A 26440-nucleotide genomic window follows, 5' to 3' on the forward strand; every position below is an offset into this window, starting at 1 on the left:
TGCTGCGCAGGCGCGCATCCAATCCGCTAGTCTTGCCCCATTCCTGGAAGGAGCTGTCCATGTTCGAGTCCGCCGAAATCGGTCACGTCGTTGATAAAGAAACTTATGAGGCCGAAGTCCCGGCACTGCGGGAAGCGTTGCTCGAAGCGCAATTCGAGCTGCATCAACAAGGTCGTTTTCCGGTCATCGTGCTGATCAACGGCATCGAAGGCGCGGGCAAGGGCGAGACGGTGAAATTGCTCAACGAGTGGATGGATCCGCGGCTGATCGAAGTGCGTACCTTCGACCAGCAGACCGATGAAGAGCTGGCGCGGCCACCGGCCTGGCGCTATTGGCGGATGTTGCCGGCCAAGGGGCGCATGGGGATTTTCTTTGGTAACTGGTACAGCCAGATGCTGCAGGGGCGGGTGCACGGTGAGTTCAAGGACCCCCGGCTCGACCAGGCGATCAACGGTGCCGAGCGCCTGGAAAAAATGCTCTGCGATGAAGGCGCGCTGATCTTCAAGTTCTGGTTCCACCTGTCCAAGAAACAGATGAAGGCGCGCCTGAAAAGTCTCAAAGACGACCCGCTGCACAGTTGGCGCATCAGTCCGCTGGATTGGCAGCAGTCGCAGACCTACGACAAATTCGTCAAGTACGGCGAGCGGGTTCTGCGCCGTACCAGTCGCGACTACGCGCCGTGGCACGTGATCGAAGGCGTCGATGCCTGTTACCGCAGCCTCGCGGTCGGGCGGATTCTGCTCGAAGGCCTGCGCCAGGCCTTGGATCGGCCGAAGACCAAGGCAGAAAAAGTCAACGTGGCACCGCTGCCGGCGCTGGATGACCAGATTACGCTGATCGACAGCCTGGACATGAGGCTGCGCCTGGACAAGGCCGACTACGAAGAGCAACTGATCACCGAGCAGGCCCGGTTCGCTGGCCTGCTGCGGGACAAGCGGATGCGCCGACACGCGCTGGTGGCGGTGTTCGAAGGTAACGACGCGGCGGGCAAGGGCGGGGCGATCCGGCGGGTCGCGGCGGCGCTCGATCCACGCCAGTACAGCATCGTGCCGATTGCCGCGCCCACCGAGGAAGAACGTGCCCACCCCTACATGTGGCGGTTCTGGCGGCATATTCCGGCGCGGGGCAAGTTCACCATGTTCGACCGCTCCTGGTACGGCCGCGTATTGGTGGAGCGGGTCGAAGGCTTTTGCAGCCGCGCCGATTGGCTGCGGGCCTACGGTGAAATCAACGACTTCGAGGAGCAACTGGCCGACGCCGGCGTGGTGGTCGTGAAGTTCTGGTTGGCGATCGACAAGCAAACCCAATTGGAGCGCTTCCAGGAGCGCGAGGAGATCCCCTTCAAGCGCTTCAAGATCACCGAAGATGACTGGCGCAACCGTGACAAGTGGGACGCCTATCGCTCGGCGGTCTGCGACATGGTCGATCGCACCAGCACCGAAATTTCGCCTTGGACCTTGGTGGAAGCCAACGATAAGCGTTGGGCTCGGGTCAAAGTGCTGCGCACGCTCAACGAGGCGCTGGAGGCTGCATTCGAGCGCTCGGCCAGACAGGGGCGCAAAAAGAACTAGCACGATGGGTACGCATACGCGGGGTGAATGATTGTCGCGTTCGGTTATGCGGTGGATTTATCCTCGAATCCACTCTTAACCGATAACAACAATGAGGTACCGCCATGCGTGAAGTGGTGATCGTCGACAGCGTACGGACCGGATTGGCCAAGTCCTTTCGCGGCAAGTTCAACATGACCCGTCCGGACGACATGGCGGCGCATTGCGTCAACGCGTTGCTGGCGCGCAGCGACATCGACCCGGCCAGCGTCGAGGATTGCATCGTCGGCGCCGGTTCCAACGAAGGCGCCCAAGGCTTCAACATCGGGCGTAACGTGGCGGTACTCTCCCAACTTGGCATCGGCACGGCGGGAATGACCCTCAACCGTTTCTGTTCTTCGGGCCTGCAAGCCATCGCGATTGCCGCCAATCAGATCGCCTCGGGTTGCAGCGAGATCATCGTCGCTGGCGGCGTCGAGTCCATCAGCCTGACCATGAAGAGCGTCAATACCGACAATCTGATCAACCCGCTGCTCAAGGAGCAGGTGCCAGGGATCTATTTCCCCATGGGCCAGACCGCCGAAGTCGTCGCGCGCCGCTACCAGGTCAGCCGTGAGGAACAGGACCGCTACGCCTTGCAGAGCCAGCAGCGCACGGCCCGGGCCCAGGCCGAGGGGCTGTTCAACGATGAAATCGTGCCGATGACGGTGAAGTATCGTGTCGAGGACAAGAACACCGGCGCCGTGCAGATTCTGGACGGCGTGGTCGACCGTGATGACTGCAACCGTCCCGATACCACCTACGAAAGCCTGGCCGGGTTGAAGCCGGTGTTTGCCGAGGACGGTTCGGTGACGGCGGGCAACTCTTCTCAACTGTCCGACGGCGCCTCGATGACGCTGGTGATGAGCCTGGAAAAAGCGCTGGCCCTGGGGCTCAAGCCCAAGGCGTTTTTCCGCGGATTTACCGTGGCCGGTTGCGAGCCGGACGAGATGGGCATCGGCCCGGTGTTCTCGGTGCCCAGGTTGCTCAAGGCCAAGGGCCTGCAAATTGGTGATATCGACCTGTGGGAACTCAACGAGGCGTTTGCCTCCCAGTGCCTCTACAGCCGCAATCGCCTGGAAATCGATAATGAAAGATACAACGTCAATGGCGGCTCGATTTCCATCGGCCACCCGTTCGGCATGACCGGATCGCGGCAAGTGGGGCATCTGGTGCGGGAACTGCAGCGGCGCAACCTGCGCTATGGCGTGGTGACCATGTGCGTCGGCGGTGGGATGGGGGCTACGGGATTGTTCGAGGCGGTGCGATAAGTGCCGCCTCTGGACTTTCGTGGCGAGGGAGCTAGCTCCCGCTCGGCTGCGAAGCAGTCGTCGCTGTTACTGGGGATGGACCGTAAGGGGGCCGCCGTGCGGCCCAGCGGGAGCAAGCTCCCTCGCCACGGGGGCTTCGAACCTTTCTGTCGGTGGCTTGGCCAGCAGCATCATTCGCTGGATGTACGCCACAATCTCCTGCTCCGCAGCCTCGCGAGTCTCGAACGGGCCTTCCTGGGTGCCTTCGCGCGTATTGAAGTAAAACTCGCCATTGACCCTGCAGATCCGGTCACTGCGGAATATCGTCTTGGGAGCGTCTGTATCGTGTGCGCGCGTTCCAGGCATTTCGGGTCTCCATGAAGTGCTGCGTGGTCGTTTCAATTGAGCATATGTGGTGTCATCGATTTGCGCCTGTCCAGCCGATCGACGGCTACGACCCATACAATTCCATCAGCGGCGAATGCCCAACTGTGCCTGTGTGCGCCGATCGATCCGGGCCTAGAATGGGCGTTCATGTCTTGGCTTCGAGGGTTGCATGCACATTTCGTCCGGTCGCTGGGTCTACGGGTTATTCCTTGCCTTGTTGACCGCCCTGTTGTGGGGAATCCTGCCGATCAAGCTCAAGCAAGTGCTGCAAGTGATGGATCCGGTGACGGTGACCTGGTTTCGGCTGATGGTGTCCGGCGGGCTGCTCTTCGTCTACCTGGCGGCAACCAGGCGCTTGCCCAGTCGCAAGGTGCTCGGGCCCCGTGGCGGTTGGCTGGTGGCGATGGCGGTGTTGGGGCTGGTAGGCAACTACGTGCTGTACCTGATGGGCTTGAACCGTTTGAGTCCCGGCACCGCGCAACTGGTGGTGCAAATGGGCCCGATCATGTTGCTGGTCGCCAGCCTGTTCGTGTTCAAGGAGCGTTTCAGCGTGGGGCAGGGCATCGGCTTGCTGGTGCTGCTGATCGGTTTCGCGCTGTTCTTCAATCAACGCCTTACCGAGTTGCTGACATCCCTGAGCGACTACACCGCTGGCGTCTTGCTGGTGCTGCTGGCCTCGACCGTCTGGACGTTCTATGCCCTCGGCCAGAAGCAACTGCTGACGGTCTGGAATTCGTTGCAGGTGATGATGGTGATCTATCTCTTCTGCGCGTTGTTGCTGACGCCTTGGGTCCATCCGCTGGAGGCGTTGCAACTGAGTCCTCTGCAGGGCTGGCTGTTGCTTGCCTGTTGCCTCAACACCTTGATTGCCTATGGCGCGTTTGCCGAGGCACTGGCCCATTGGGAAGCTTCGCGTGTCAGCGCGACCCTGGCGATCACGCCGCTGGTGACCTTCGCCGCGGTGGCGATGGCGGCCTGGTGGTGGCCCGATTACGTGCATGCCGAACAGATCAACCTGCTGGGGTATGGCGGGGCGGTGCTGGTGGTGCTGGGATCGGCGCTGGTTGCGTTGGGGCCATCGCTGATCGCCGGGCTCAGGGCCCGGCGGGAGCGTTTGGCTGTCAGCCGCTAGACCGCGGAGGAAGCGAGGTGGCTGTCAGGTGCGGTGATGTCGAGCCTGCCGGCGCCATCGCGAGCAAGCTCGCTCCCACATGGACTCATCTGTGAACGCAACATTGAGGTCCACACTGACCCTGTGGGAGCGAGCTTGCTCGCGATGGCGGCCTTTGAGACAACAACAAACTCAGCCCTGCCCGCCAGCCTCCAGCATGTTTTCCGGCCGGACCCAGGCCTCGAATTCCTCATCGGTGAGGTACCCCAGCTGCAACGCAGCCTCCCGCAAAGTCAGCCCTTCGCCATAGGCTTTCTTGGCGATTTCCGCCGATTTGTCGTAGCCGATGTGCGGATTCAGCGCCGTCACCAGCATCAACCCACGTTCCAGATGCGCCGCCATCTGCTCGGCATCCGGTTCGAGGCCGGCGATGCAGTGCTGCTGGAAGTTGCTGCAGCCATCGGCCAACAGGCGGATCGATTGCAGCAGGTTGTGAATGATCACCGGCTTGAACACGTTCAACTGCAAGTGACCCTGGCTGGCGGCGAAACCGATGGTCACGTCGTTGCCCAGTACCTGGCAGGCCAACATGGACAAGGCTTCGCACTGGGTCGGGTTGACCTTGCCCGGCATGATGGAACTGCCCGGTTCGTTGGCCGGCAGTTTCACTTCGGCAAAACCGGCGCGAGGCCCGGAGCCCAGCAGGCGCAGGTCGTTGGCGATTTTCATCAGGGTCACGGCCAGGGTTTTCAACGCGCCGGACAACGTGGTCAGCGGCTCATGGCCCGCCAGGGCGGCGAATTTGTTGGGCGCGGTGACGAATGGCAAGCCGGACAGCGCCGCCAGTTCAGCGGCAATCGCTTCGCCAAAACCATGGGGCGAGTTGAGCCCGGTGCCCACCGCCGTGCCCCCTTGGGCCAGCTCGCAGACGGCTGGCAACGCGGCGCGAATCGCCCGTTCGGCGTAGTCGAGTTGGGCTATGAATGCGGACAGTTCCTGGCCGAATGTGATCGGCGTGGCATCCATCATGTGGGTGCGGCCGGTCTTGACCAGTTTCATGTGGCGCGCCGCCAGTTCCGCGAGGCCGCCGGACAGCTCACTGATGGCCGGCAGCAATTGCTGGTAGACGGCCTGGGCGGCGGCGATGTGCATGGCGGTGGGGAAACAGTCGTTGGAGCTCTGGGACCGGTTGACGTGATCGTTGGGGTGCACCGGGCTCTTGCCGCCGCGAGGATTGCCCGCCAGTTCATTGGCTCGTCCGGCGATCACCTCGTTGACGTTCATGTTGCTCTGGGTCCCGCTGCCGGTCTGCCAGACCACCAGGGGAAACTGGTCGTCATGCTGGCCGGACAGCACTTCATCGGCGGCCTGTTCGATCAGGCGGGCGATGTCGGCGGGCAGGTCACCGTTACGGTCATTGACCCGCGCGGCGGCCTTCTTGACCAGTGCCAGGGCGTGCAGTACCGACAGCGGCATGCGTTCGTTGCCGATGGCAAAGTTGATCATGGAGCGCTGTGTCTGGGCGCCCCAATAGGCCTCATCCGGGACTTCAACCTGGCCAAGGCTGTCGGTTTCGATACGGCTCATCGGGTCAAACTCCTGTAAGGCTGAATGCGCAGTTTAGGCCCTGGTGGGCGTTGGCGGTTCCCTCAATCCCCTCCAATCTAGGAGCGTGCGGTTCGGTCCGTCAATCGGACCCGCCAAGGGTCGGGGTTGAGCCCCGGCGTTTTTTAGGCGCAGAATGGTCGCCCTTGGGGTTTTACCTCGCCTGTTAGATAAGGAAACTCGATGACCCGTCTTCGTGCCATCTGTACCGCAGTTGCTCTGGTGTGTGCCAGCGGCCCTGTCCTCGCCGATACCGCCAGCCACAACGCCAGTGCCGAAGCGTTCCTGACCCTGGCGCACGCCGACAAGCTGGGTACCCCGGTGTACATGCAAGTGCAGCAGATGTTTGCCCAGCGCTTCGAGCAGACCAAGGCTCCGGAATCGAAAAAAGCCACCCTGGAGACTTACCAGGCCAAGGCCAACGCCGCGCTGGACCAGGCCATCGGCTGGAACAAGCTCAAGCCGGACATGGTCAAGCTCTACACCAGCAACTTCAGCGAATCGGAGCTCAAGGACCTGGTGTCCTTCTATCAGTCTCCCCTGGGCAAGAAAGTCCTGGAAAAAATGCCACAGCTGACCCAGCAGTCGGCTCAATTGACCCAGGCCAAGCTTGAAAGCGCGGTACCGGTGGTCAACAAGCTGCTGTCGGACATGACTGCCGAACTCGAACCAAAAGCCGCCGCCCCGGCCCCGGCCAAGAAAAAGCCATAAGCGGAGCCCGGCATGAGCATGCAACAACGCATTGAATCGACCCTCGGGCTGTTGCAGCCCGAGCACCTGCAAGTGCTGGACGAGAGCCACATGCACAGCCGTGGGTTGCAAACCCATTTCAAGGCGGTGGTGGTCAGCCGGCAGTTCGAAGGGCTCAATCGGGTCAAGCGTCACCAGAAGGTCTACGGCACGCTGGGCGAACTGATGGGCGAATTCCACGCGCTGGCGCTGCACACCTACACGCCTGAAGAGTGGGCACAGATCGACGCGGCCCCGGCTTCGCCGACCTGTGCCGGCGGTAGCAAGCACTAAGGCTCTGCTCCTAAAGCCACATTGTTTTTGCTAGAATCCGCAACGCGCCGCTCACCCGGCGCGTTTTTTTTCGTATCCGGTTCACCCTTTGCGAGGGTAGCCACCTGGAGAAATACCCATGACACCACCCATTGTCGTGGCGGCACTGTATAAGTTCGTCACCCTGGAAGATTACGTCGAGCTGCGCGAGCCCCTGCTCAAGGCCATGCTCGACAACGGCATCAAAGGCACGCTGCTGATCGCCGAAGAAGGCATCAACGGCACCGTTTCCGGCACCCGCGAGGGGATCGACGGCTTGATGGCCTGGCTCAAGAACGATCCGCGCATGGACGACATCGACCACAAAGAGTCGTACTGCGATGAGCAGCCGTTCTACCGGACCAAGGTCAAGCTCAAGAAGGAAATCGTCACCCTCGGCGTGGAAGGGGTAGACCCGAACAAGCGGGTTGGCACCTACGTCGAACCCCAGGATTGGAACGCCCTGATCAGCGATCCGGAAGTGCTGTTGATCGATACCCGCAATGACTACGAAGTGTCCATCGGCACTTTCGAAGGCGCCGTCGATCCCAAGACCGCCAGCTTTCGTGAATTCCCCGAGTACATCAAGGCCAACTTCGACCCGACCCGGCACAAGAAGGTCGCGATGTTTTGCACCGGTGGCATTCGCTGTGAAAAAGCCTCGAGCTACATGCTCGGCGAAGGTTTCGAAGAGGTCTATCACCTCAAGGGCGGCATCCTGAAATACCTCGAAGAGGTACCCCAGGAAGAAACCAAATGGCGCGGCGACTGCTTTGTATTCGACAACCGCGTGACCGTGCGTCACGACCTCAGCGAAGGCGACTACGATCAATGTCATGCGTGCCGTACGCCGGTTAGCGTTGAAGATCGCGCGTCGGAGCACTACGTGCCGGGCATCAGTTGCCCGCATTGCTGGGACAAGCTGAGCGAGAAGACCCGTCGCAGCGCCATCGACCGGCAAAAGCAGATCGAGCTGGCCAAGGCCCGCAACATGCCTCACCCGATCGGCTACAACTACAAGCAATCACCCTCCGAGGCTTAAGCCATGGCATCGCGCCTGCTATATGTGATGGACCCGATGTGTTCCTGGTGCTGGGGCTTCGCTCCGGTGGCGCAGGCATTGGTCGAGCAGGCGCAGGCCGCAGGCGTGGAGTTGCACCTGGTGGTGGGCGGCTTGCGCACCGGCAGCGGCTCGGCCCTGGAGCCGACGACACGGCGCTACATTCTTGAACACTGGCAGGCCGTCACCCAGGCCACCGGCCAGCCGTTCAACTTTGAAGGGGCATTGCCCGACGGTTTTGTCTATGACACCGAGCCTGCTTGCCGGGCATTGGTGACCGCCCGCAGCCTGGCGCCGGACCTGGCCTGGAATCTGGTGAAGTTGATCCAACGCGCTTTTTACGTCGAAGGTCGCGACGTGACGCGCGCCAGCATCCTGGTCGAGCTGGCCGAGCAGGCCGGACTGCCGCGGATCGAGTTCGCCGCGGCATTCGACCGTGCCGACCAACATGCCGCTACTGCTGCGGATTTCACTTGGGTGCAAGACCTTGGCATCGCCGGGTTCCCCACGCTGCTGGCCGAACGTGACGGGCAATTGGCCCTGCTGACCAATGGCTATCAGCCGTTGGAGCAGTTGTCGCCGTTGCTGGGACGCTGGTTGGAGCGGGCGACCTGTGCCTGATGACCTGCCCAACGCCAACGCGTCGGCCCCATCGCCTATCGATCGGTTGAGCTGGGCAGAAATCCGTCGCCTGGCCCTAAAACATAAAAAAGCCCTCTGGATCGCCAATGGCGTGGCCGTGCTGGCCACCTTGTGCAGCGTACCCATCCCGTTGCTGTTGCCACTGTTGGTGGATGAGGTGCTGCTGGGCCACGGCGATGCGGCGTTGAAGGTCATGAATCTCGCCCTGCCGGCTGCTTGGCAAAGTGCTGCCGGCTACATCGGTCTGATGCTGTTGGTCACCCTGGCGCTGCGCTGCTGCGCCTTGGTGTTCAACGTGCTGCAGGCGCGCCTGTTCGCCAGCCTGGCCAAGGACATCGTCTATCGCGTCCGCATCCGGCTGATCGAACGCCTCAAGCGAATTTCATTGAAGGAATACGAAAGCCTGGGCAGCGGTACCGTGACCACGCACCTGGTGACCGATCTGGACACCCTCGACAAGTTTGTGGGCGAAACCCTTAGTCGCTTCCTGGTCGCCATGCTGACGCTAGTGGGCACTGCCAGCATCCTGATGTGGATGCACTGGAAGCTGGCGCTGCTGATCCTGTTGTTCAACCCATTGGTGATCTACGCCACGGTGCAGTTGGGCAAACGGGTCAAGCACCTGAAGAAACTCGAGAACGACAGCACCTCGCGCTTCACCCAGGCCCTGACCGAAACCCTGGACGCGATACAGGAAGTGCGCGCCGGGAATCGCCAGGGTTTTTTCCTCGGGCGGCTGGGGATGCGCGCCAGGGAAGTGCGTGATTACGCGGTAAATTCGCAGTGGAAAACCGACGCCTCGAACCGTGCCAGCGGCCTGTTGTTCCAGTTCGGCATCGATATCTTTCGCGCCGCGGCCATGCTAACCGTGCTGTTTTCCGACCTGTCCATCGGCCAGATGTTGGCGGTGTTCAGCTACTTATGGTTCATGATTGGTCCGGTCGAGCAACTGCTGAACCTGCAATACGCCTTTTACGCAGCGGGCGGAGCCCTGAACCGTATCAACGAACTGCTGGCCCGGGCCGATGAGCCTCGCTACAGCGGCGGCGTCGACCCGTTCAAGGGGCGTGACACCGTCGGTATCGATATTCAAGGACTCAGGTTCGGCTATGGCGAGGAGATGGTTCTCAATCAATTGAACCTGTCCATTGCGCCGGGTGAGAAGGTCGCTATCGTTGGCGCCAGCGGTGGCGGTAAAAGCACGTTGGTGCAACTGCTGTTGGGGCTCTATACCCCCCAGGCTGGCCGTATCCGCTTTGGTGGTGCGACGCAGCAGGAAATCGGCCTCGAAACCATCCGCGAAAACGTCGCGGTGGTGCTCCAGCATCCGGCGCTCTTCAACGACACGGTGCGGGCCAACCTTTCCATGGGTCGCGACTGCAGTGACGAGGCCTGCTGGCGGGCATTGGAAATTGCCCAGCTCGACGCCACGGTACGAGCGCTTCCCGCGGGTTTGGAGAGTGTTGTCGGACGTTCCGGAGTCAGGCTTTCGGGCGGGCAGCGCCAGCGACTGGCTATCGCCCGCATGATACTGGCCGATCCACGGGTGGTGATTCTCGACGAAGCGACATCGGCGCTGGACGCCGCCACCGAGTACAACCTTCATCAAGCAATGGCGCGGTTCCTGAATGGGCGTACCACTTTGATCATCGCCCATCGGTTGTCGGCGGTGAAACAGGCGGACCGAGTATTGGTATTCGACGGCGGGCAAATCGCTGAAGACGGCGACCATTTGCAACTGATTGCCGAGGGCGGTTTGTACGCAAGGCTCTACGGTCATTTGCAACAAATACAGCGACCTTGAGTTTCCTGCGATTTTCTGTGCTTAGTATCGGAAAAAAATCAGCCAAATCCCCCGATTTTGCCAAATCTCCACCTAAAGCCAGGCGATCCGATCATCCCTTCATTCGAAGGATTGAAAACTAGCCTAGGCTGTGGAATCAGGAGCGGAATTCTCGCGGGTGCTCAATGGCAATGCCTGTACAAGGGACCTCATGAAGCAAAAGCGGACTCTCGGAACGCCACGGTTGTTGGGCATCGTCTGGCCTTTTATTGCCGTTGTGCTATTTCAAGCCTTGCTTGGAGGCGTCAGTCTTTACGTATTGTCGGCAGTTCGCGGTTATGTGGCAGGGGAAAGCCTTTGGTCCAAGGGCCAGAAAGACGCCATTTATTACCTCAATCTCTACGCCGACAGCCGCGACGAGGCGATCTTTCGCAAATACCAGCAAGCCATCGCCGTGCCCGAGGGCGGCCACGAGCTGCGGGTAGCACTGGATCGTCAGCCGCCTGATCTCGAGGCCGCGCGGGCCGGGATTCTCAAGGGTGGCAACCATCCCGACGACGTAGCCAGCGTCATCTGGCTATATCTCAATTTCCGTCATTTCAGCTATCTGGAAGAAGCCATTGACCTCTGGACGGTGGGGGATGGCTACCTGATAGAACTGAACAACGTCGCCCGGCAGATGCACGCCGACATCAGCACCGGCCAGGCTTCGGAAACGGACATCCGTGGCTGGAAGGCGCAGATTTTTGCCATCAACGATTCCGTAACCCCAGCCGCGAAGGCTTTCAGCGATGCCTTGGGCGAGGGGTCGCGTTTTATCCTGCGCTTGTTGCTGGTGACCAACTTCGCCACGGCACTTGGGTTGATTGTCCTCGCGTTGTTGCGCACCCATAAGCTGCTGGCCCAGCGGCAGGTCTTCGCCAATGCGCTTCAATTGGAGAAGGAACGGGCCCAGATCACCTTGCAATCGATTGGCGACGGCGTGATCACCACCGACGTCGAGGGCGCCATTGCCTACATGAACCCCGCCGCGGAAGCGATGACCCACTGGAAAGCCGAGCACGCCACGGGGCTTCCCCTGGCGGCGTTGTTCAATCTGCTCGACGACAATGCCCAGACTGAAGGGCTGACCTTGATCGAGCATATCCTGAGCGGACGGTTGGGTGGCGGCAGCGAGCACTCCAAGTTGATCCAGCGTCTGGACGGCAGCACGGTGTCGGTCACCCTGGTGGGGGCGCCGATCCGCCACGCTGGCAAGGTCAGTGGCGCGGTGCTGGTGCTGCACGACATGACCCAGGAACGCCAGTACATTGCCAATCTGTCCTGGCAGGCCACTCACGATGCCTTGACCGGCCTGGCGAACCGCCGCGAATTCGAATACCGCCTCGAGCAAGCCCTGCATAACCTGACCCGCCAGGTCGGGCGCCACGCCCTTATGTTTCTCGACCTGGATCAATTCAAGCTGGTCAACGACACCTGTGGCCATGCTGCCGGTGACGAGTTGTTGCGACATATCTGCGCCTTGCTGCAATCGGGTTTGCGGGAAAACGACACGCTGGCGCGATTGGGCGGCGATGAGTTCGGCATTCTGTTGGAAAACTGCTCGCCGGAGGCCGCGGAGAAAATTGCCGAAGGCCTGCGTCAGACCGTGCAGAACCTGCATTTCGTGTGGAAAGGCCGGCCATTCGTGACCACCGTGAGCATCGGCCTGGTGCATATCGCCCAGAGCCCGACGACGCTGGAAGCCTCCCTGCGTGCCGCCGACATGGCCTGCTACATGGCCAAGGAAAAGGGACGCAACCGAGTCCAGGTCTATCATGCCGACGACTCGGAGTTATCCCTGCGCTTCGGCGAGATGGCCTGGGTGCAGCGCTTGCACATGGCCCTGGAGGAAAACCGTTTCTGCCTTTACGCCCAGGAGATCGCGGCATTGGGTCCGGGGGATCATGGCGGTGGGCATATCGAAATACTGCTGCGCCTGCATGACGAGGCCGGGCGGATGATTCTGCCTGACAGCTTCATTCCGGCGGCGGAACGCTATGGTTTGATGACTTCCCTGGACCGATGGGTGGTGGAGAACGTCTTTAAGATCATTCGCCAATGCCTGAACGAATCCCGGCAAGGCCCGTTGGCGATGTGTGCGATTAATCTGTCAGGCACTACTATAGGAGATCAGGCGTTCCTGGACTTCTTGCGTAAACAGTTCGCGGCGTACTCGATCCCGCCGGAAATGATTTGTTTTGAAATTACCGAGACCAGCGCCATTTCGAATCTGGGTAGCGCGATCCGCTTTATCAATGAACTCAAAGGTTTGGGCTGTTATTTTTCGCTGGACGACTTTTGTGCCGGAATGTCTTCATTCGCTTACTTGAAACATTTACCTGTAGACTTCTTGAAGATCGACGGGAGTTTCGTAAAGGATATGCTGGACGACCCGATCAACCGGGCAATGGTCGAAGTGATTAATCATATCGGCCACGTCATGGGTAAGCGTACGATTGCCGAGTTTGTTGAAACGGCCCAGATCGAGCAGGCATTGTTGGAAATCGGCGTGGATTACGCTCAGGGGTATGTCATCGAGCGACCACAAATGTTTACCTGTGACACGTTGCAATGTAGGCCGGCCAGGCCTCAGCCGTTGTTGTTCAAGGCCCCCGGCACGTTCCGCTGAAACTCTTGTTGATCCGCAGAAAATCACAATCAAAAGGAGCCCGACAGTGATCGACACATTCAACCGAACAGGCCCGCTCATGGACGCCAAGAGCTATCCGCAATGGGCACAGCAGCTCATTGCAGATTGCGGCGAGAGCAAACGCCGGGTTGTAGAACACGAGCTGTATCAACGCATGCGCGACAACAAGCTCAGCGCCAAGACCATGCGCCACTACCTGATCGGTGGTTGGCCCGTCGTCGAACAGTTCGCCTTGTACATGGCACAAAACCTCACCAAGACCCGCTTTGCCCGCCATCCCGGCGAGGACATGGCGCGTCGCTGGCTGATGCGCAACATTCGTGTCGAACTCAATCATGCCGATTATTGGGTGAACTGGAGCGCCGCTCATGGCGTGACACTCGAAGATCTGCAGGCGCAGCAGGTGCCACCTGAGCTGCATGCGCTGAGTCATTGGTGCTGGCACACCAGCTCGGCGGACTCGTTGATCGTGGCGATTGCCGCGACCAACTACGCCATCGAGGGCGCGACCGGGGAGTGGTCGGCGGTGGTCTGTTCCAGTGGCGTCTATGCCGCGGCATTCGCCGAGGAAGACCGCAAGCGGGCCATGAAGTGGCTGAAGATGCATGCCCAGTACGACGATGCCCACCCTTGGGAAGCGCTGGAAATCATCTGCACCCTGGCCGGCATGAATCCGAGCAAGTCGCTGCAGATGGAACTGCGCCAGGCCGTCTGCAAAAGCTATGACTATATGTATCTGTTCCTGGAGCGATGCATGCAGCTGGAGCATTCGGGCGTCGTAGAGAAAACCGCGCCCAGCCGTGAACGCCTGGCGTTGGCGAGTAGCTGATCCCCAATAGCTTGACCCTGTGGGAGCGAGCTTGCTCGCGAAAGCGGTCTGACCATCAACCTTGCGTTGACTGATCTGGCCTCTTCGCGAGCAAGCTCGCTCCCACATTGGTTTTGTGGTGACCGTGAGTTTCAAGTGCACCGCCATTCCTTGTGGGAGCGAGCTTGCTCGCGAAAGCGGTCTAACCATCAACCTTGCGTTGACTGATCTGGCCTCTTCGCGAGCAAGCTCGCTCCCACATTGGTTTTGTGGTGACCGTGAGTTTCAAGTGCACCGCCATTCCCTTGTGGGAGCGAGCTTGCTCGCGAAAGCGGTCTGACCATCAACCTTGCGTTGACTGATCTGGCCCTTTCGCGAGCAAGCTCGCTCCCACATTGGTTTTGTGGTGGCCGGAAGTTTCAAGCGCAGCGCCAATCCCTTGTGGGAGCGAGCTTGCTCGCGAAAGCGGTCTGACTGTCGACCTTGTGTTGACTGATCTGGCCCTTTCGCGAGCAAGCTCGCTCCCACATTGGTTTTTGTGGAGTCCAGAAATTCCAAGTCTGCCGCAGATCCCTTGTGGGAGCGAGCCTGCTCGCGAAGGCGAGGGTTCGGCGTGCCTCAGCCCGCCATGGTCAGCCGATTCCGGCCCTCGCGCTTGGCCACGTACAGCGCACTGTCGGCTCGACGCACCAGGCTTTCGGCCGACTCGCCCGGAAGCAATGTCGCGCATCCGAGGCTGACGGTCAGTTCGATCCTCGTTCCACCGGCGAAATAGTCCTGGGTCTGGGCGGCATAACGCAGCCGTTCACCAACCATGGCCGCGGCATCCCGGCTGGTGTTGGCCAGCAGGATCAGGAACTCTTCGCCGCCAAACCGGAACACCATGTCGACATTGCGCAGTTGGTTCTTGATCGAGTCGGCAACGGCCTTGAGCACTTCGTCGCCGACACCGTGTCCGTGAGTGTCATTGATCCGCTTGAAATGGTCGATGTCCAGCATCAACAGCGAGAGTGGCTGCATGTGACGCCTGGCCATGTCGATCTCACGTTCCAGCGTCTGGTCCATGGCGATACGGTTGCCCGTGCCAGTCAGCGGATCGCGCAGGGCGCTTTGCGTGGCGGCGCGATAGAGCAAGGCGTTGCGCAGCGGGAAAAACAGTGTGGAGAGTATCGACTCCAGATCGCTCTGCTCCGAATTGGCGAAGCGCTGGTTGCGGCGGAACACCAGTTCACCCAAATGTTCGCCTTCATGGCTAAGGTTGTAACTGAGGCTGTGATGCCCGCGCTGGCCGAATTCGAGGCGCAGGTCGCTGGGTTTGTGCTGGTAGGCCAACGCATCCAGGGGTACCAGCCGTTGCACTTCGCGGAAGAACAGGCCGAGGATCCGCTGCGGCTCCAGGGTGGTCTGCAACTGCTGGCTCAATTGCTGGCGCAGTTGGGAAAGGCTGACCGGCCGCGCGACGAGCGGCGACGGCTGGGCAAGGCCCAGGCGCTGCAGCTTGGCGCTGTCAAAGTCGATCGCATTGGTCTGCGTGGGCGTTTTCATATGGCGTGAGCCCCTAACTGAGTCGATCCTGGCCGGCGGGTGAAGCGGCACTGGGCTACGCGTCGTACTGATCCATCAGTCCCGAGGGACATTGATTTGAGTTTAGTCCGCTTTCTCTGGCTGGCGGCTACCCGTTTCAATGTCACTGCTCGCCGGTCATGGCGTGCTGGAAATGTTTAGAGCGAAAGTCGTGCCATTCGGTTCACCTGGATAAAACCTGGCGTTAAATCAATAGGTTGTGGTCAGGAGTCGGTTGGCGGACGTGCAACTGGCGACGAGGTCTTGGCGCTTCGTTTGGGCGGGGTATCGAAAACATTGCGCCGCGACGGTAAACCGCCGCGACGAGAGGAGGGCAGTTATTGCGCGTTGAACGCCTGGCCGTTGACGCCTTGGCTGTCCGGTCCCATGAGGTAGAGGTAGACGGGCATGATCTCCTCGGGCGTCGGGTTGTTGAGCGGGTTCTCCCCAGGATAGGCCTGGGCCCGCATGCTGGTGCGGGTGGCGCCGGGGTTGATGCTGTTGGAGCGCACTGGCGCAACGGTGTCGACTTCGTCGGCGAGGGTCTGCATCAGCCCTTCGGTGGCGAACTTGGAGACGCCATAGGCGCCCCAATACGCCCGGCCCTTGCGCCCGACGCTGCTGGAGGTGAACACCACGGACGCGTCCTTGGACAGCTTCAGCAGTGGCAGCAGGGTACTGGTGAGCATGAACATGGCGTTGACGTTTACGTGCATCACGCGCATGAAATTCTCACCGGACAACTGCTCTAGCGGCGTGCGTGGGCCGATGATCGAGGCGTTGTGCAGCAGGCCGTCGAGGTGGCCGAACTCGGTCTCGATCATGGCGGCCAGTTCATCGTACTGATGGGGCAGCGCGGTTTCGAGGTTGAAGGGGATCACCGCCGGCTGCGGATGACCGGCCGCTTCGATTTCATCGTAGACCTGGGTCAGATTGGCCTCGGTCTTGCCCAATAACAGCACGGTGGCGCCATGGGCCGCGTAAGCCTTGGCGGCAGCGGCGCCGATACCGCGGCCGGCACCGGTGACCAGGATGATCCGGCCTTCGAGCAGGTCGGGGCGGGCGGAGTAGTCGAACATAAAGAAACCTCAACAAATAAGCGGCACGGTTCTGTGCGGGCAGAGCAGTCATGGTCAGGAGCTTTTGTGGCGAGGGAGCTTGCTCCCGCTGGAGCGCGAAGCGGTCCCCCTGGGCTAATCGGCGTCGACTTCGTCGCCGAGCGGGAGCAAGCTCCCTCGCCACAAAAGCGGTCTCGCCGAATTCAGCAACTGCACAGCGCGTTATCCAGCACTTCACGCAGGGCCAGGGGATGGTCGATCACCACATCCGCGCCCCAGTGCTTTGGGTTGTCGTCCGGATGGATATAGCCGTAGGTCACCGCGCAGGTTTTGGTGCCGGCGCTGCGGCCGGACTCGATGTCCCGCAGGTCATCGCCGACGAACAGCACGCTGGCCGGGTCCAGGTCGAGCATCTTGCACGCGAGGATCAACGGTTCGGGGTCTGGCTTGCTGTTTTTCACATGGTCAGGGCAGATCAGCACTTTTGAACGCTCGGCCAGACCCAGTTGCTGCATGATCGGCTCGGCAAAACGTACCGGCTTGTTGGTGACCACGCCCCAGATGAGGTTTGCCGCCTCGATGTCGGCCAACACTTCGGCCATGCCATCGAACAAATGGCTGTGGACCGCGCAACCCTTGAGGTAGCGATCGAGAAATTCCTGGCGCAGTTCCTCGAACCCCGGTGATTCCGGGTCCATCGAGAACGTCACCGCGACCATCGCCCGGGCACCGCCGGAGATTTCGTCGCGGATGTGCTGGGTGTTCATCGGCGGCAGGCCACGGTCGGCGCGCATGGCCTGGCAGATGGCGATGAAGTCTGGCGCGGTGTCGAGCAGCGTGCCGTCCATGTCGAAGAGAACCGCTTTGAGACGCATCGACTTATTCCTCGCGCAGGGTCTGGATCATGTAGTTGACGTCAACGTCGGCGGCCAGCTTGTAGTGCTTGGTCAGCGGGTTGTAAGTCAGGCCAATGATGTCCTTGACGGTCAACCCGGCCATGCGGCTCCAGGCGCCGAGTTCGGAAGGCCGGATGAATTTCTTGAAGTCGTGGGTGCCGCGTGGCAGCAGCTTCATGATGTATTCGGCGCCGATGATCGCGAACAGGTACGCCTTCGGGTTGCGGTTGATGGTGGAGAAAAACACCTGGCCACCTGGCTTGACCATCTGGAAGCAGGCGCGGATGACCGACGAAGGGTCTGGCACGTGCTCCAGCATCTCCAGGCAGGTGACGACGTCGAACTGCCCGGGCATTTCCTCGGCCAGGGCTTCGGCAGTGATCTGCCGATATTCCACGCTGACGCCGGACTCCAGTTGATGCAATTGCGCAACCGCCAGCGGCGCCTCGCCCATGTCGATGCCCATGACCGTGGCGCCGCGCAGGGCCATGGCTTCACTGAGGATGCCGCCACCACAACCGACATCGAGGACCTTCTTGCCGGCCAGGCTGACCCGCTCGTCAATCCAGTTGACCCGCAGCGGGTTGATGTCGTGCAGCGGTTTGAATTCGCTCTCGCGGTCCCACCAGCGATGGGCCAGGGCTTCGAACTTGGCAATTTCAGCGTGGTCGACGTTGCTCATGTGCAGATCCTCGAAAAACTTGAAAAATCAGTGACCCCGAGCCGTGGCTCAAGGGGCGTGCTATTCGTTCTGGCCGCTCACCCGACGGCCCCAGGCCTGGGCCGTGGCGGTCAGTTGCGCCTCGTCCATGCGAGTCAGGCGACCGTCCTCCAGCAACGGCTTGCCGGCCACCCACAGGTGTTTCACGCAATGGCGGCCGGTGGCGTAGATCAGCTGTGAAACCGGGTCATAGACCGGTTGTTGCGCCAGGCCGGACAGGTCGAAGGCCACCAGGTCGGCAGCCTTGCCGACTTCCAGCGAACCGACGATCGACTCGATACCCAGCGCCCGCGCGCCATTGAGCGTGGCCATGCGCAAGGCCCGATGGGCATCCAGCGCGGTGGCCGAGCCGGCGACGGCTTTTGCCAGCAGGGCGGCGGTGCGGGTTTCACCCAGCAGGTCCAAGTCATTGTTGCTGGCCGCGCCGTCCGTGCCGACCGCGACGTTGACGCCGGCCTGCCACAGGCGTTCCACCGGGCAGAAACCGCTGGCCAGCTTCAAGTTCGATTCCGGGCAATGGATCACGCTGCAGTTGTGTTCTACCAGCAGGGCCTGGTCCTCGTCGCTGACCTGAGTCATGTGCACCGCCTGGAAGCGCGGTCCCAACAAGCCAAGTCGCGCCAATCGGGCCATCGGCCGCTCGCCTGTGTTATCCACAGCCTGCTGCACTTCGAAGGCGGTTTCGTGAACGTGCATGTGAACGGCCGCGTCCAGTTCCTCGGCGATCACCCGGATTTTTTCCAGGTTCTCGTCGCCCACGGTGTACGGCGCGTGCGGGCCGAATGCGACTTTGATCCGCGGATGATGCTTGAGATCGCCAAACAGCTCGATGCCCTGACGAATGGCTTCATCGGCGCTGGCGGCGCCGGGTATCGGAAAGTCGAGGATCGGGATGGCAATTTGCGCGCGGATGCCGCTGTTATGGACGCGGTCGCTGGCAACCTTGGGGTAGAAGTACATGTCGGAGAAACAGGTGATGCCGCCCTGGATCTGCTCGGCGATCGCCAGGTCGGTGCCGTCGCGGACGAAATCTTCATCGACCCATTTGCCCTCGGCGGGCCAGATGTGCTGTTCGAGCCAGGTCATCAGCGGCAAATCATCCGCCAGGCCACGGAACAGCGTCATCGCCGCGTGGCCATGGGCATTGATCAGGCCCGGGCTGAGCAACATGCCAGGCAGTTCGCGGACCTCCGTGGCGTCGCACTTCAAGGCCTCGGCCCGTGGACCGATGAACACGATGCAGCCATCACGGATGCCCAGACCATGGTCCTTGAGCACGACGCCGGCGGGTTCGACAGGCACCAACCAGGTCGGCAGCAATAATAGGTCGAGCGCAACGGCAGGCTTGGGCATCGTAGAACGGTTCCATGGGTTATAAAGGATGGCGAAGTATACCCGAGCGTCTTCGCGGAGGGATCGCTATAATCGGCGGCTTTTGTTCATGAGTGCGGGGTGAAGGATGCGCGATCGACTGTTGGCTGCGGAGAAGGTGAAGGCCATCGATTGGCGCGATGGCGCTCTTTATCTGCTGGATCAGCGTGTTTTGCCGTTCGAGGAAAACTGGATCGCCTATACCAGTGCGGCCGGCGTGGCCGAGGCCATCCGTTCCATGGTGGTGCGCGGCGCGCCGGCGATCGGCATCAGTGCGGCGTATGGCGTCGTGTTGGCGGCGCGGGCGCGGTTGGCCGATGGCGGTGACTGGCAGGCGGCGCTGGAGGCGGATTTCGCCTTGCTGGCCGATTCCCGGCCGACGGCGGTCAATCTGTTCTGGGCGCTGGATCGCATGCGCGACCGATTGGCGCGCCTCAAGGAGCAGGCCGACCCTTTGGCGGTCCTTGAGGCGGAGGCCATCGCGATTCATGAAAGCGATCGCGAAGCCAACCTGACCATGGCTCAGCTCGGCGTCGACCTGATCCGCAAGCACCAGGGCAACGCCCAGGCCATCCTGACCCATTGCAACACCGGCGCCCTGGCCACCGGTGGCTTTGGTACGGCCCTTGGGGTGATTCGCGGGGCGTTCATCGAGGGAATGGTCGAGCGCGTCTATGCTGACGAGACCCGTCCATGGCTGCAAGGTTCTCGCCTGACTGCGTGGGAGCTGGCGAACGAAGGCATTCCGGTGACACTCAACGCTGACTCCGCTGCCGCCCACATCATGAAGACCAAGGGCGTGACCTGGGTAATCGTCGGCGCCGACCGCATCACCGCCAATGGCGACGTGGCGAACAAGATCGGCACCTATCAACTGGCCGTCTGTGCCATGCACCACGGCGTGCGCTTCATGGTAGTGGCGCCGAGCTCGACCATCGACATGAACCTGGCCAGTGGCGACGACATTCCGATCGAAGAGCGTGATGGCCGCGAATTGCTGGAAGTCGGCGGCAAACGGGTCGGGGCGGATGCCGATGCGTTCAATCCAGTATTCGACGTGACCCCGGCGGACCTGATCGATGCGATCGTGACGGAGAAGGGCATCGTCGAACGGCCGGATGCAGCGAAGATGGCGCAGTTGATGTGTCGCAAGCGGTTGCATTGAAGGCTTTCGGCGCCTGAGCTGGCCCCATCGCGAGCAAGCTCGCTCCCACATGGGATGCGCGGCGTGCCTGAAATCCAGGCACACAACGATCCCTGTGGGAGCGAGCTTGCTCGCGATGGGGCCGGCAAAGCCTGAAAATAAGTCAAAACAGCCACGAATTGCCATTCCCGGCGCCTCTGAGCCTCTCTCGTCCCATTCCAGCCTGTCATCGGTCAACTAACTACACACCATGCGCATCTGGGGGATAGGTGCGTGGCGGCTCTTGTGATAACATCCGGCGGTTTCCAAGGCTGCCTCGCGAGGTGGCCTTTACTGCGCAGATCCATGGCATAACTCGTTGATTTGTCGTAAGTCGCTGCATGGCATTTGTTCTGCAGCGGCGAGCTTCGTTCGTCCCATCTGGACGTGACGAGGTTTCACCAGAAAAAGGAATCAGGCTTCTCATGGGCGAACTGGCCAAAGAAATCCTCCCGGTCAATATCGAAGACGAGCTGAAACAGTCCTACCTCGACTACGCAATGAGCGTAATCGTCGGGCGGGCGCTGCCGGATGCGCGCGATGGCTTGAAGCCCGTGCACCGCCGCGTGCTGTTCGCGATGAGCGAGCTGGGCAACGACTTCAACAAGCCTTACAAGAAGTCCGCCCGTGTCGTCGGCGACGTGATCGGTAAGTATCACCCCCACGGCGACACTGCCGTGTACGACACCATCGTTCGTATGGCGCAGCCGTTTTCCCTGCGCTACCTGCTGGTGGACGGCCAGGGCAACTTCGGTTCGGTAGACGGCGACAACGCCGCGGCCATGCGATACACCGAAGTGCGCATGACCAAGCTGGCCCACGAACTGCTGGCCGACCTGCACAAGGAAACCGTGGATTGGGTGCCGAACTACGACGGCACCGAAATGATCCCGGCGGTCATGCCGACCCGTATCCCGAACCTGCTAGTCAACGGCTCCAGCGGTATCGCCGTGGGCATGGCGACCAACATCCCGCCACACAACCTCGGTGAAGTCATCGACGGTTGCCTGGCCCTCATCGACAATCCCGAGCTGACCGTCGATGAGCTGATGCAGTACATCCCCGGTCCGGACTTCCCGACCGCTGCCATCATCAACGGTCGCGCCGGCATCATCGAGGCCTATCGCACCGGTCGCGGTCGCATCTACATGCGCGCCCGCTCGACCGTCGAGGACATCGACAAGGTTGGCGGCCGCCAGCAGATCGTCATCACCGAGCTGCCGTACCAACTGAACAAGGCCCGCCTGATCGAGAAGATCGCCGAGCTGGTGAAAGAAAAGAAGCTCGAAGGCATCACTGAGCTGCGTGACGAGTCCGACAAGGACGGCATGCGCGTCGTGATCGAGCTGCGCCGTGGCGAAGTGCCTGAGGTGATCCTCAACAACCTCTACGCCCAGACCCAGTTGCAAAGCGTGTTCGGCATCAACATCGTTGCGTTGATCGACGGCCGTCCACGGATCCTGAATCTCAAGGACCTGCTGGAAGCCTTCGTCCGTCACCGCCGCGAAGTCGTGACCCGTCGTACCGTATTCGAACTGCGCAAGGCGCGCGAGCGTGGCCATATCCTCGAAGGCCAGGCCGTTGCCCTGTCGAACATCGACCCGGTCATCGCCCTGATCAAGGCCTCGCCAACCCCGTCGGAAGCCAAGGAAGCGCTGATCAGCACGCCTTGGGAGTCCTCTGCGGTGGTGGCGATGGTCGAGCGTGCCGGCGCCGATTCGTGCCGTCCGGAAAACCTCGATCCGCAATACGGCCTGCGCGAAGGCAAGTACTTCCTGTCCCCGGAGCAGGCGCAAGCCATCCTGGAACTGCGCCTGCACCGCCTGACCGGTCTGGAGCACGAGAAGCTGCTGGCCGAGTACCAGGAGATCCTCAACCAGATCGGCGAGCTGATCCGCATCCTCAACAGCGCCACGCGCCTGATGGAAGTGATCCGCGAAGAGCTGGAAGTGATCCGCGCCGAATACGGCGACGTGCGCCGCACCGAGATTCTCGATGCGCGCCTGGACCTGACCCTGGGTGACATGATCCCGGAAGAAGAGCGCGTGGTGACCATTTCCCACGGCGGCTACGCCAAGACCCAGCCGCTGGCGGCCTACCAGGCCCAGCGTCGCGGCGGCAAAGGCAAATCGGCTACTGGCGTCAAGGACGAGGACTATATCGCTCACCTGCTGGTCGCCAACAGTCACACCACGCTGCTGCTGTTCTCCAGCAAGGGCAAGGTGTACTGGCTCAAGACTTACGAAATCCCTGAAGCATCCCGCGCCGCCCGTGGTCGTCCGCTGGTCAACCTGTTGCCGCTGGACGATGGTGAATACATCACCACGATGCTGCCGGTGGAGGAGTACACCGAAGGTCACTACATCTTCATGGCGACCGCCAACGGCACCGTGAAGAAGACCCCGCTGGAATCCTTCAGCCGCCAGCGCAGCGTCGGCCTGATCGCCCTGGAGTTGGACGAAGGCGACGTGCTGATTTCCGCTGCCATTACTGACGGCGAACGTGAAGTCATGCTGTTCTCCGACGGCGGCAAGGTCACGCGCTTCAAGGAATCCGACGTTCGCGCCATGGGCCGTACCGCACGCGGTGTGCGCGGCATGCGCCTGCCGGAAGGGCAGAAACTGATTTCCATGCTGATCCCGGAAGAAGGCAGCCAAATCCTCACCGCTTCCGAGCGTGGCTACGGCAAGCGTACCGCCATCACCGAGTTCCCCGAGTACAAGCGTGGCGGCCAGGGCGTGATCGCCATGGTCAGCAACGAGCGTAACGGTCGCCTGGTCGGTGCCGTCCAGGTGCTCGATGGCGAGGAGATCATGCTGATCTCCGACCAGGGCACGCTGGTACGTACGCGGGTCGACGAAGTGTCCAGCCTGGGTCGTAACACCCAGGGCGTGACGCTGATCAAGCTCGCCAAAGACGAAAAACTGGTCGGGCTCGAGCGCGTCCAGGAACCGTCGGAAGTCGAAGGCGAAGAGCTGGAAGGTGAAGAAGGCGAGGAAGGTGTAGCGTTCGACGGCACCTTGGGTACCGATGTCGAAGACGCTGTCGGCGATCAACCGCTCGACGCCGCCGCAGACGAAGAAGAACCGCAGGACTAAGCGGACACACAGGGGGCGGATGAAGATTCGCCCCCTTGTTGTTTGTTCCGTTTGAAAATTTGCGACACTGCACATTCCCTATGGGGACTGCCCCTCTCTTGAGGCTTGTTTGATTTATTGTGGCAAGGGAGCTTGCTCCCGCTTGAGTGCGAAGCGCTCACAAAAAACAGGGGCCGCTGCGCAGCCCAGCGGGAGCAAGCTCCCTCGCCACGGATTCATCCATGTCTTGAGTAAGCGGTACCCCTTGTAGGAGCGAGCTTGCTCGCGATGACGGACTGGCATTCAACATCAATGTTGACTGTTGTGCCGCTATCGCGAGCAAGCTCGCTCCCACAGTGGAGTTGTGTGTAGACCAAAAGATTTAGTGACCACCAGATCAGAGCGAGATTGGATGTGAGCAAGAGAGCCTATAACTTCTGTGCCGGCCCGGCGGCGCTTCCTGAAGCGGTCCTGAAGCGTGCCCAGGGTGAACTTCTCGACTGGCACGGCAAGGGCCTGTCCGTCATGGAAATGAGCCATCGCAGCGATGAGTTCGTGTCCATCGCCACCAAGGCCGAGCAGGACCTGCGTGATCTGCTGAACATCCCGTCCAACTATAAAGTGCTGTTCCTGCAGGGCGGCGCGAGCCAGCAATTCGCCCAGATCCCGCTGAACCTGCTGCCGGAAAACGGCAAGGCCGACTACATCGACACCGGCATCTGGTCGCAGAAAGCCATCGAAGAAGCGTCGCGCTACGGTCACGTCAATGTAGCGGCTACCGCCAAGCCCTACGACTACTTCGCGATTCCCGGCCAGAACGAATGGAACCTGTCCAACGACGCCGCCTACGTTCACTACGCACCGAACGAAACTATCGGTGGCCTGGAATTCAACTGGATCCCGGAAACCGGTGACGTGCCGCTGGTGGCCGATATGTCCTCGGACATTCTTTCGCGCCCGGTGGACATCTCCCGTTTCGGCATGATCTACGCCGGCGCCCAGAAGAACATCGGCCCGAGCGGCATCCTGGTCGCGATCATTCGCGAAGACCTGCTCGGCCGCGCCCGTTCCCTGTGCCCGACCATGCTCAACTACAAGGTCGCGGCCGACAACGGCTCGATGTATAACACCCCGCCAACCCTGGCCTGGTACCTGTCGGGACTGGTGTTCGAGTGGCTGAAAGAGCAGGGCGGTGTCGAAGCCATCGGCAAGCTCAACGAAGTGAAGCAGCGCACGCTGTATGACTTCATCGACGCCAGCGGCCTCTACAGCAACCCGATCAACAAGTCCGACCGCTCGTGGATGAACGTCCCGTTCCGCCTGGCCGACGACCGTCTCGACAAGCCGTTCCTGGCTGGCGCCGACGAGCGTGGTCTGCTGAACCTCAAGGGCCACCGTTCGGTCGGTGGCATGCGCGCCTCCATCTACAACGCCGTGGACATCAACGCCGTTAACGCGCTGGTTGCCTACATGGCAGAGTTCGAGAAGGAACACGGCTGATGTCTGAGCAAGAACTCAAGGCGCTGCGCCTGCGCATCGATGCCCTGGACGAAAAAGTCCTGGAGCTGATCAGCGAGCGCGCCCGCTGTGCCCAGGAAGTCGCCCGGGTGAAAATGGCCTCCCTGGCCGAAGGCGAAGTGCCGGTGTTCTATCGCCCAGAGCGTGAAGCGCAGGTGCTCAAGCGTGTCATGGAGCGCAACAAGGGGCCGCTGGGCAACGAAGAGATGGCGCGCTTGTTCCGCGAAATCATGTCCTCGTGCCTGGCCCTCGAACAGCCGCTGAAAGTCGCTTACCTGGGCCCGGAAGGCACTTTTACCCAGGCAGCGGCCATGAAGCACTTCGGTCATGCCGTAATCAGCAAACCGATGGCGGCCATCGACGAAGTGTTCCGTGAAGTGGCGGCCGGCGCGGTGAATTTTGGCGTGGTGCCGGTGGAAAACTCCACCGAAGGCGCGGTCAACCACACGCTGGACAGCTTCCTCGAGCACGACATGGTGATCTGCGGCGAAGTCGAGCTGCGCATTCACCATCACCTGCTGGTGGGCGAGAACACCAAGACCGACAGCATCAGCCGGATCTACTCCCACGCCCAGTCCCTGGCCCAGTGCCGCAAGTGGCTGGACGCCCATTACCCGAACGTCGAGCGCGTCGCGGTATCGAGCAACGCCGAGGCGGCCAAGCGGGTCAAGGGTGAGTGGAACTCGGCAGCCATCGCCGGCGACATGGCGGCAGGCCTCTACGGGCTGACGCGCCTGGCCGAGAAGATCGAGGACCGTCCGGACAACTCCACGCGGTTCCTGATGATCGGCAGCCAGGAAGTACCGCCAACCGGCGACGACAAGACCTCGATCATCGTCTCCATGAGCAACAAGCCCGGCGCGCTCCATGAGCTGTTGGTGCCGTTCCACGACAACGGTATCGATCTGACACGCATCGAGACCCGTCCGTCGCGCAGCGGTAAATGGACCTACGTGTTCTTCATCGATTTCGTCGGCCACCACCGCGATCCGCTGGTAAAAGGTGTGCTGGAGAAAATCAGTCAGGAAGCAGTGGCACTCAAGGTGCTGGGTTCCTACCCCAAGGCAGTTCTTTAAGGGCGGATA

General features: G+C 61.1%; 20 protein-coding genes and 1 pseudogene. 14 read left to right on the forward strand and 7 right to left on the reverse strand.

The features are described 5' to 3' along the window. The first annotated feature begins 59 nt into the window (after positions 1-59). Complete coding sequence (gene pap / locus FHK92_RS15405; protein WP_181288821.1) at positions 60-1571, forward strand: polyphosphate:AMP phosphotransferase; 1512 nt, start codon at positions 60-62, stop codon at positions 1569-1571. Positions 1572-1675: 104 nt separating this feature from the next. Then, complete coding sequence (locus FHK92_RS15410) at positions 1676-2860, forward strand: thiolase family protein (protein ID WP_181288822.1); 1185 nt, start codon at positions 1676-1678, stop codon at positions 2858-2860. A 156-nt stretch (positions 2861-3016) separates the two neighbouring features. On the opposite strand, the pseudogene FHK92_RS27790 reads toward FHK92_RS15410, so the two are convergent. Then, positions 3017-3205: pseudogene (locus FHK92_RS27790) on the reverse strand (DUF6316 family protein); the annotation flags it as partial. A 190-nt stretch (positions 3206-3395) separates the two neighbouring features. Between FHK92_RS27790 and FHK92_RS15415 the strand changes: the two are divergent. Next, a complete protein-coding gene (locus FHK92_RS15415) occupies positions 3396-4358 on the forward strand; it encodes a DMT family transporter (RefSeq protein WP_181288823.1) in 963 nt (320 codons plus the stop codon). A 171-nt stretch (positions 4359-4529) separates the two neighbouring features. Here the strand turns inward: FHK92_RS15415 and FHK92_RS15420 are convergent, their stop codons facing one another. Further along, positions 4530-5924 carry a class II fumarate hydratase gene (locus FHK92_RS15420; protein WP_181288824.1) on the reverse strand — a complete coding sequence of 465 codons (1395 nt, stop codon included), beginning with the start codon at positions 5922-5924 and terminating at the stop codon, positions 4530-4532. Positions 5925-6125: 201 nt separating this feature from the next. Here FHK92_RS15420 and FHK92_RS15425 point away from each other — a divergent pair, with 201 nt between their 5' ends. The 7 genes from FHK92_RS15425 (at position 6126) to FHK92_RS15455 (ending at position 13989) form a co-directional block, all read left to right on the forward strand. Further along, the gene (locus tag FHK92_RS15425) at positions 6126-6653 is read left to right on the forward strand and encodes a DUF2059 domain-containing protein (RefSeq protein ID WP_181288825.1); all 528 of its coding nucleotides are present in this window, start codon (positions 6126-6128) and stop codon (positions 6651-6653) included. A 12-nt stretch (positions 6654-6665) separates the two neighbouring features. After that, a complete protein-coding gene (locus FHK92_RS15430; protein ID WP_041024552.1) occupies positions 6666-6965 on the forward strand; it encodes a BolA family protein in 300 nt (99 codons plus the stop codon). Between the two features lie 118 nt (positions 6966-7083). Further along, positions 7084-8025, forward strand: coding sequence for an oxygen-dependent tRNA uridine(34) hydroxylase TrhO (gene trhO, locus FHK92_RS15435; RefSeq protein WP_181288826.1), 942 nt, complete (start codon positions 7084-7086; stop codon positions 8023-8025). 36 nt (positions 8026-8061) lie between these two features. Beyond that, positions 8062-8664, forward strand: coding sequence for a DsbA family protein (locus FHK92_RS15440; RefSeq protein WP_181288865.1), 603 nt, complete (start codon positions 8062-8064; stop codon positions 8662-8664). After that, positions 8594-10489: an ABC transporter ATP-binding protein gene (locus tag FHK92_RS15445; RefSeq protein WP_258232671.1), complete on the forward strand. Its 1896-nt coding sequence runs from the start codon at positions 8594-8596 to the stop codon at positions 10487-10489. The genes FHK92_RS15440 and FHK92_RS15445 overlap by 71 nt, the downstream gene beginning before the upstream one ends. A gap of 190 nt (positions 10490-10679) precedes the next feature. Continuing rightward, on the forward strand, positions 10680-13139 hold the full coding sequence (locus tag FHK92_RS15450; protein WP_181288827.1) for an EAL domain-containing protein: 2460 nt from the start codon (positions 10680-10682) through the stop codon (positions 13137-13139). A gap of 79 nt (positions 13140-13218) precedes the next feature. After that, a complete protein-coding gene (locus FHK92_RS15455) occupies positions 13219-13989 on the forward strand; it encodes a TenA family transcriptional regulator (protein WP_219916076.1) in 771 nt (256 codons plus the stop codon). A 597-nt stretch (positions 13990-14586) separates the two neighbouring features. On the opposite strand, the gene FHK92_RS15460 is transcribed toward FHK92_RS15455, so the two are convergent. From FHK92_RS15460 to FHK92_RS15480, 5 genes are all read right to left on the reverse strand, one after another. Next, the gene (locus FHK92_RS15460) at positions 14587-15513 is read right to left on the reverse strand and encodes a GGDEF domain-containing protein (protein WP_181288829.1); all 927 of its coding nucleotides are present in this window, start codon (positions 15511-15513) and stop codon (positions 14587-14589) included. Positions 15514-15869: 356 nt separating this feature from the next. Beyond that, a complete protein-coding gene (locus tag FHK92_RS15465) occupies positions 15870-16610 on the reverse strand; it encodes a YciK family oxidoreductase (RefSeq protein WP_181288830.1) in 741 nt (246 codons plus the stop codon). Positions 16611-16792: 182 nt separating this feature from the next. Further along, positions 16793-17464 (reverse strand): N-acetylmuramic acid 6-phosphate phosphatase MupP, encoded by a 672-nt coding sequence (gene mupP, locus FHK92_RS15470; RefSeq protein WP_181288831.1) that lies wholly within the window; start codon positions 17462-17464, stop codon positions 16793-16795. A gap of 4 nt (positions 17465-17468) precedes the next feature. After that, complete coding sequence (gene ubiG / locus FHK92_RS15475; RefSeq protein WP_039588851.1) at positions 17469-18167, reverse strand: bifunctional 2-polyprenyl-6-hydroxyphenol methylase/3-demethylubiquinol 3-O-methyltransferase UbiG; 699 nt, start codon at positions 18165-18167, stop codon at positions 17469-17471. Positions 18168-18227: 60 nt separating this feature from the next. Continuing rightward, on the reverse strand, positions 18228-19559 hold the full coding sequence (locus FHK92_RS15480) for a TRZ/ATZ family hydrolase (RefSeq protein ID WP_181288832.1): 1332 nt from the start codon (positions 19557-19559) through the stop codon (positions 18228-18230). 106 nt (positions 19560-19665) lie between these two features. Here FHK92_RS15480 and mtnA point away from each other — a divergent pair, with 106 nt between their 5' ends. The 4 genes from mtnA (at position 19666) to pheA (ending at position 26431) form a co-directional block, all read left to right on the forward strand. Beyond that, a complete protein-coding gene (mtnA, locus tag FHK92_RS15485) occupies positions 19666-20742 on the forward strand; it encodes an S-methyl-5-thioribose-1-phosphate isomerase (RefSeq protein WP_181288833.1) in 1077 nt (358 codons plus the stop codon). Between the two features lie 443 nt (positions 20743-21185). After that, positions 21186-23858 (forward strand): DNA gyrase subunit A, encoded by a 2673-nt coding sequence (gene gyrA, locus FHK92_RS15490; RefSeq protein ID WP_181288834.1) that lies wholly within the window; start codon positions 21186-21188, stop codon positions 23856-23858. Positions 23859-24251: 393 nt separating this feature from the next. Then, on the forward strand, positions 24252-25337 hold the full coding sequence (gene serC, locus FHK92_RS15495) for a 3-phosphoserine/phosphohydroxythreonine transaminase (protein ID WP_030141017.1): 1086 nt from the start codon (positions 24252-24254) through the stop codon (positions 25335-25337). After that, positions 25337-26431 carry a prephenate dehydratase gene (gene pheA, locus FHK92_RS15500; protein ID WP_003199233.1) on the forward strand — a complete coding sequence of 365 codons (1095 nt, stop codon included), beginning with the start codon at positions 25337-25339 and terminating at the stop codon, positions 26429-26431. The genes serC and pheA overlap by 1 nt, the downstream gene beginning before the upstream one ends. Positions 26432-26440 lie beyond the last annotated feature (9 nt).

Origin of the sequence: Pseudomonas brassicacearum subsp. neoaurantiaca (assembly GCF_013608025.1) — a bacterium.
GTDB lineage: Bacteria > Pseudomonadota > Gammaproteobacteria > Pseudomonadales > Pseudomonadaceae > Aquipseudomonas.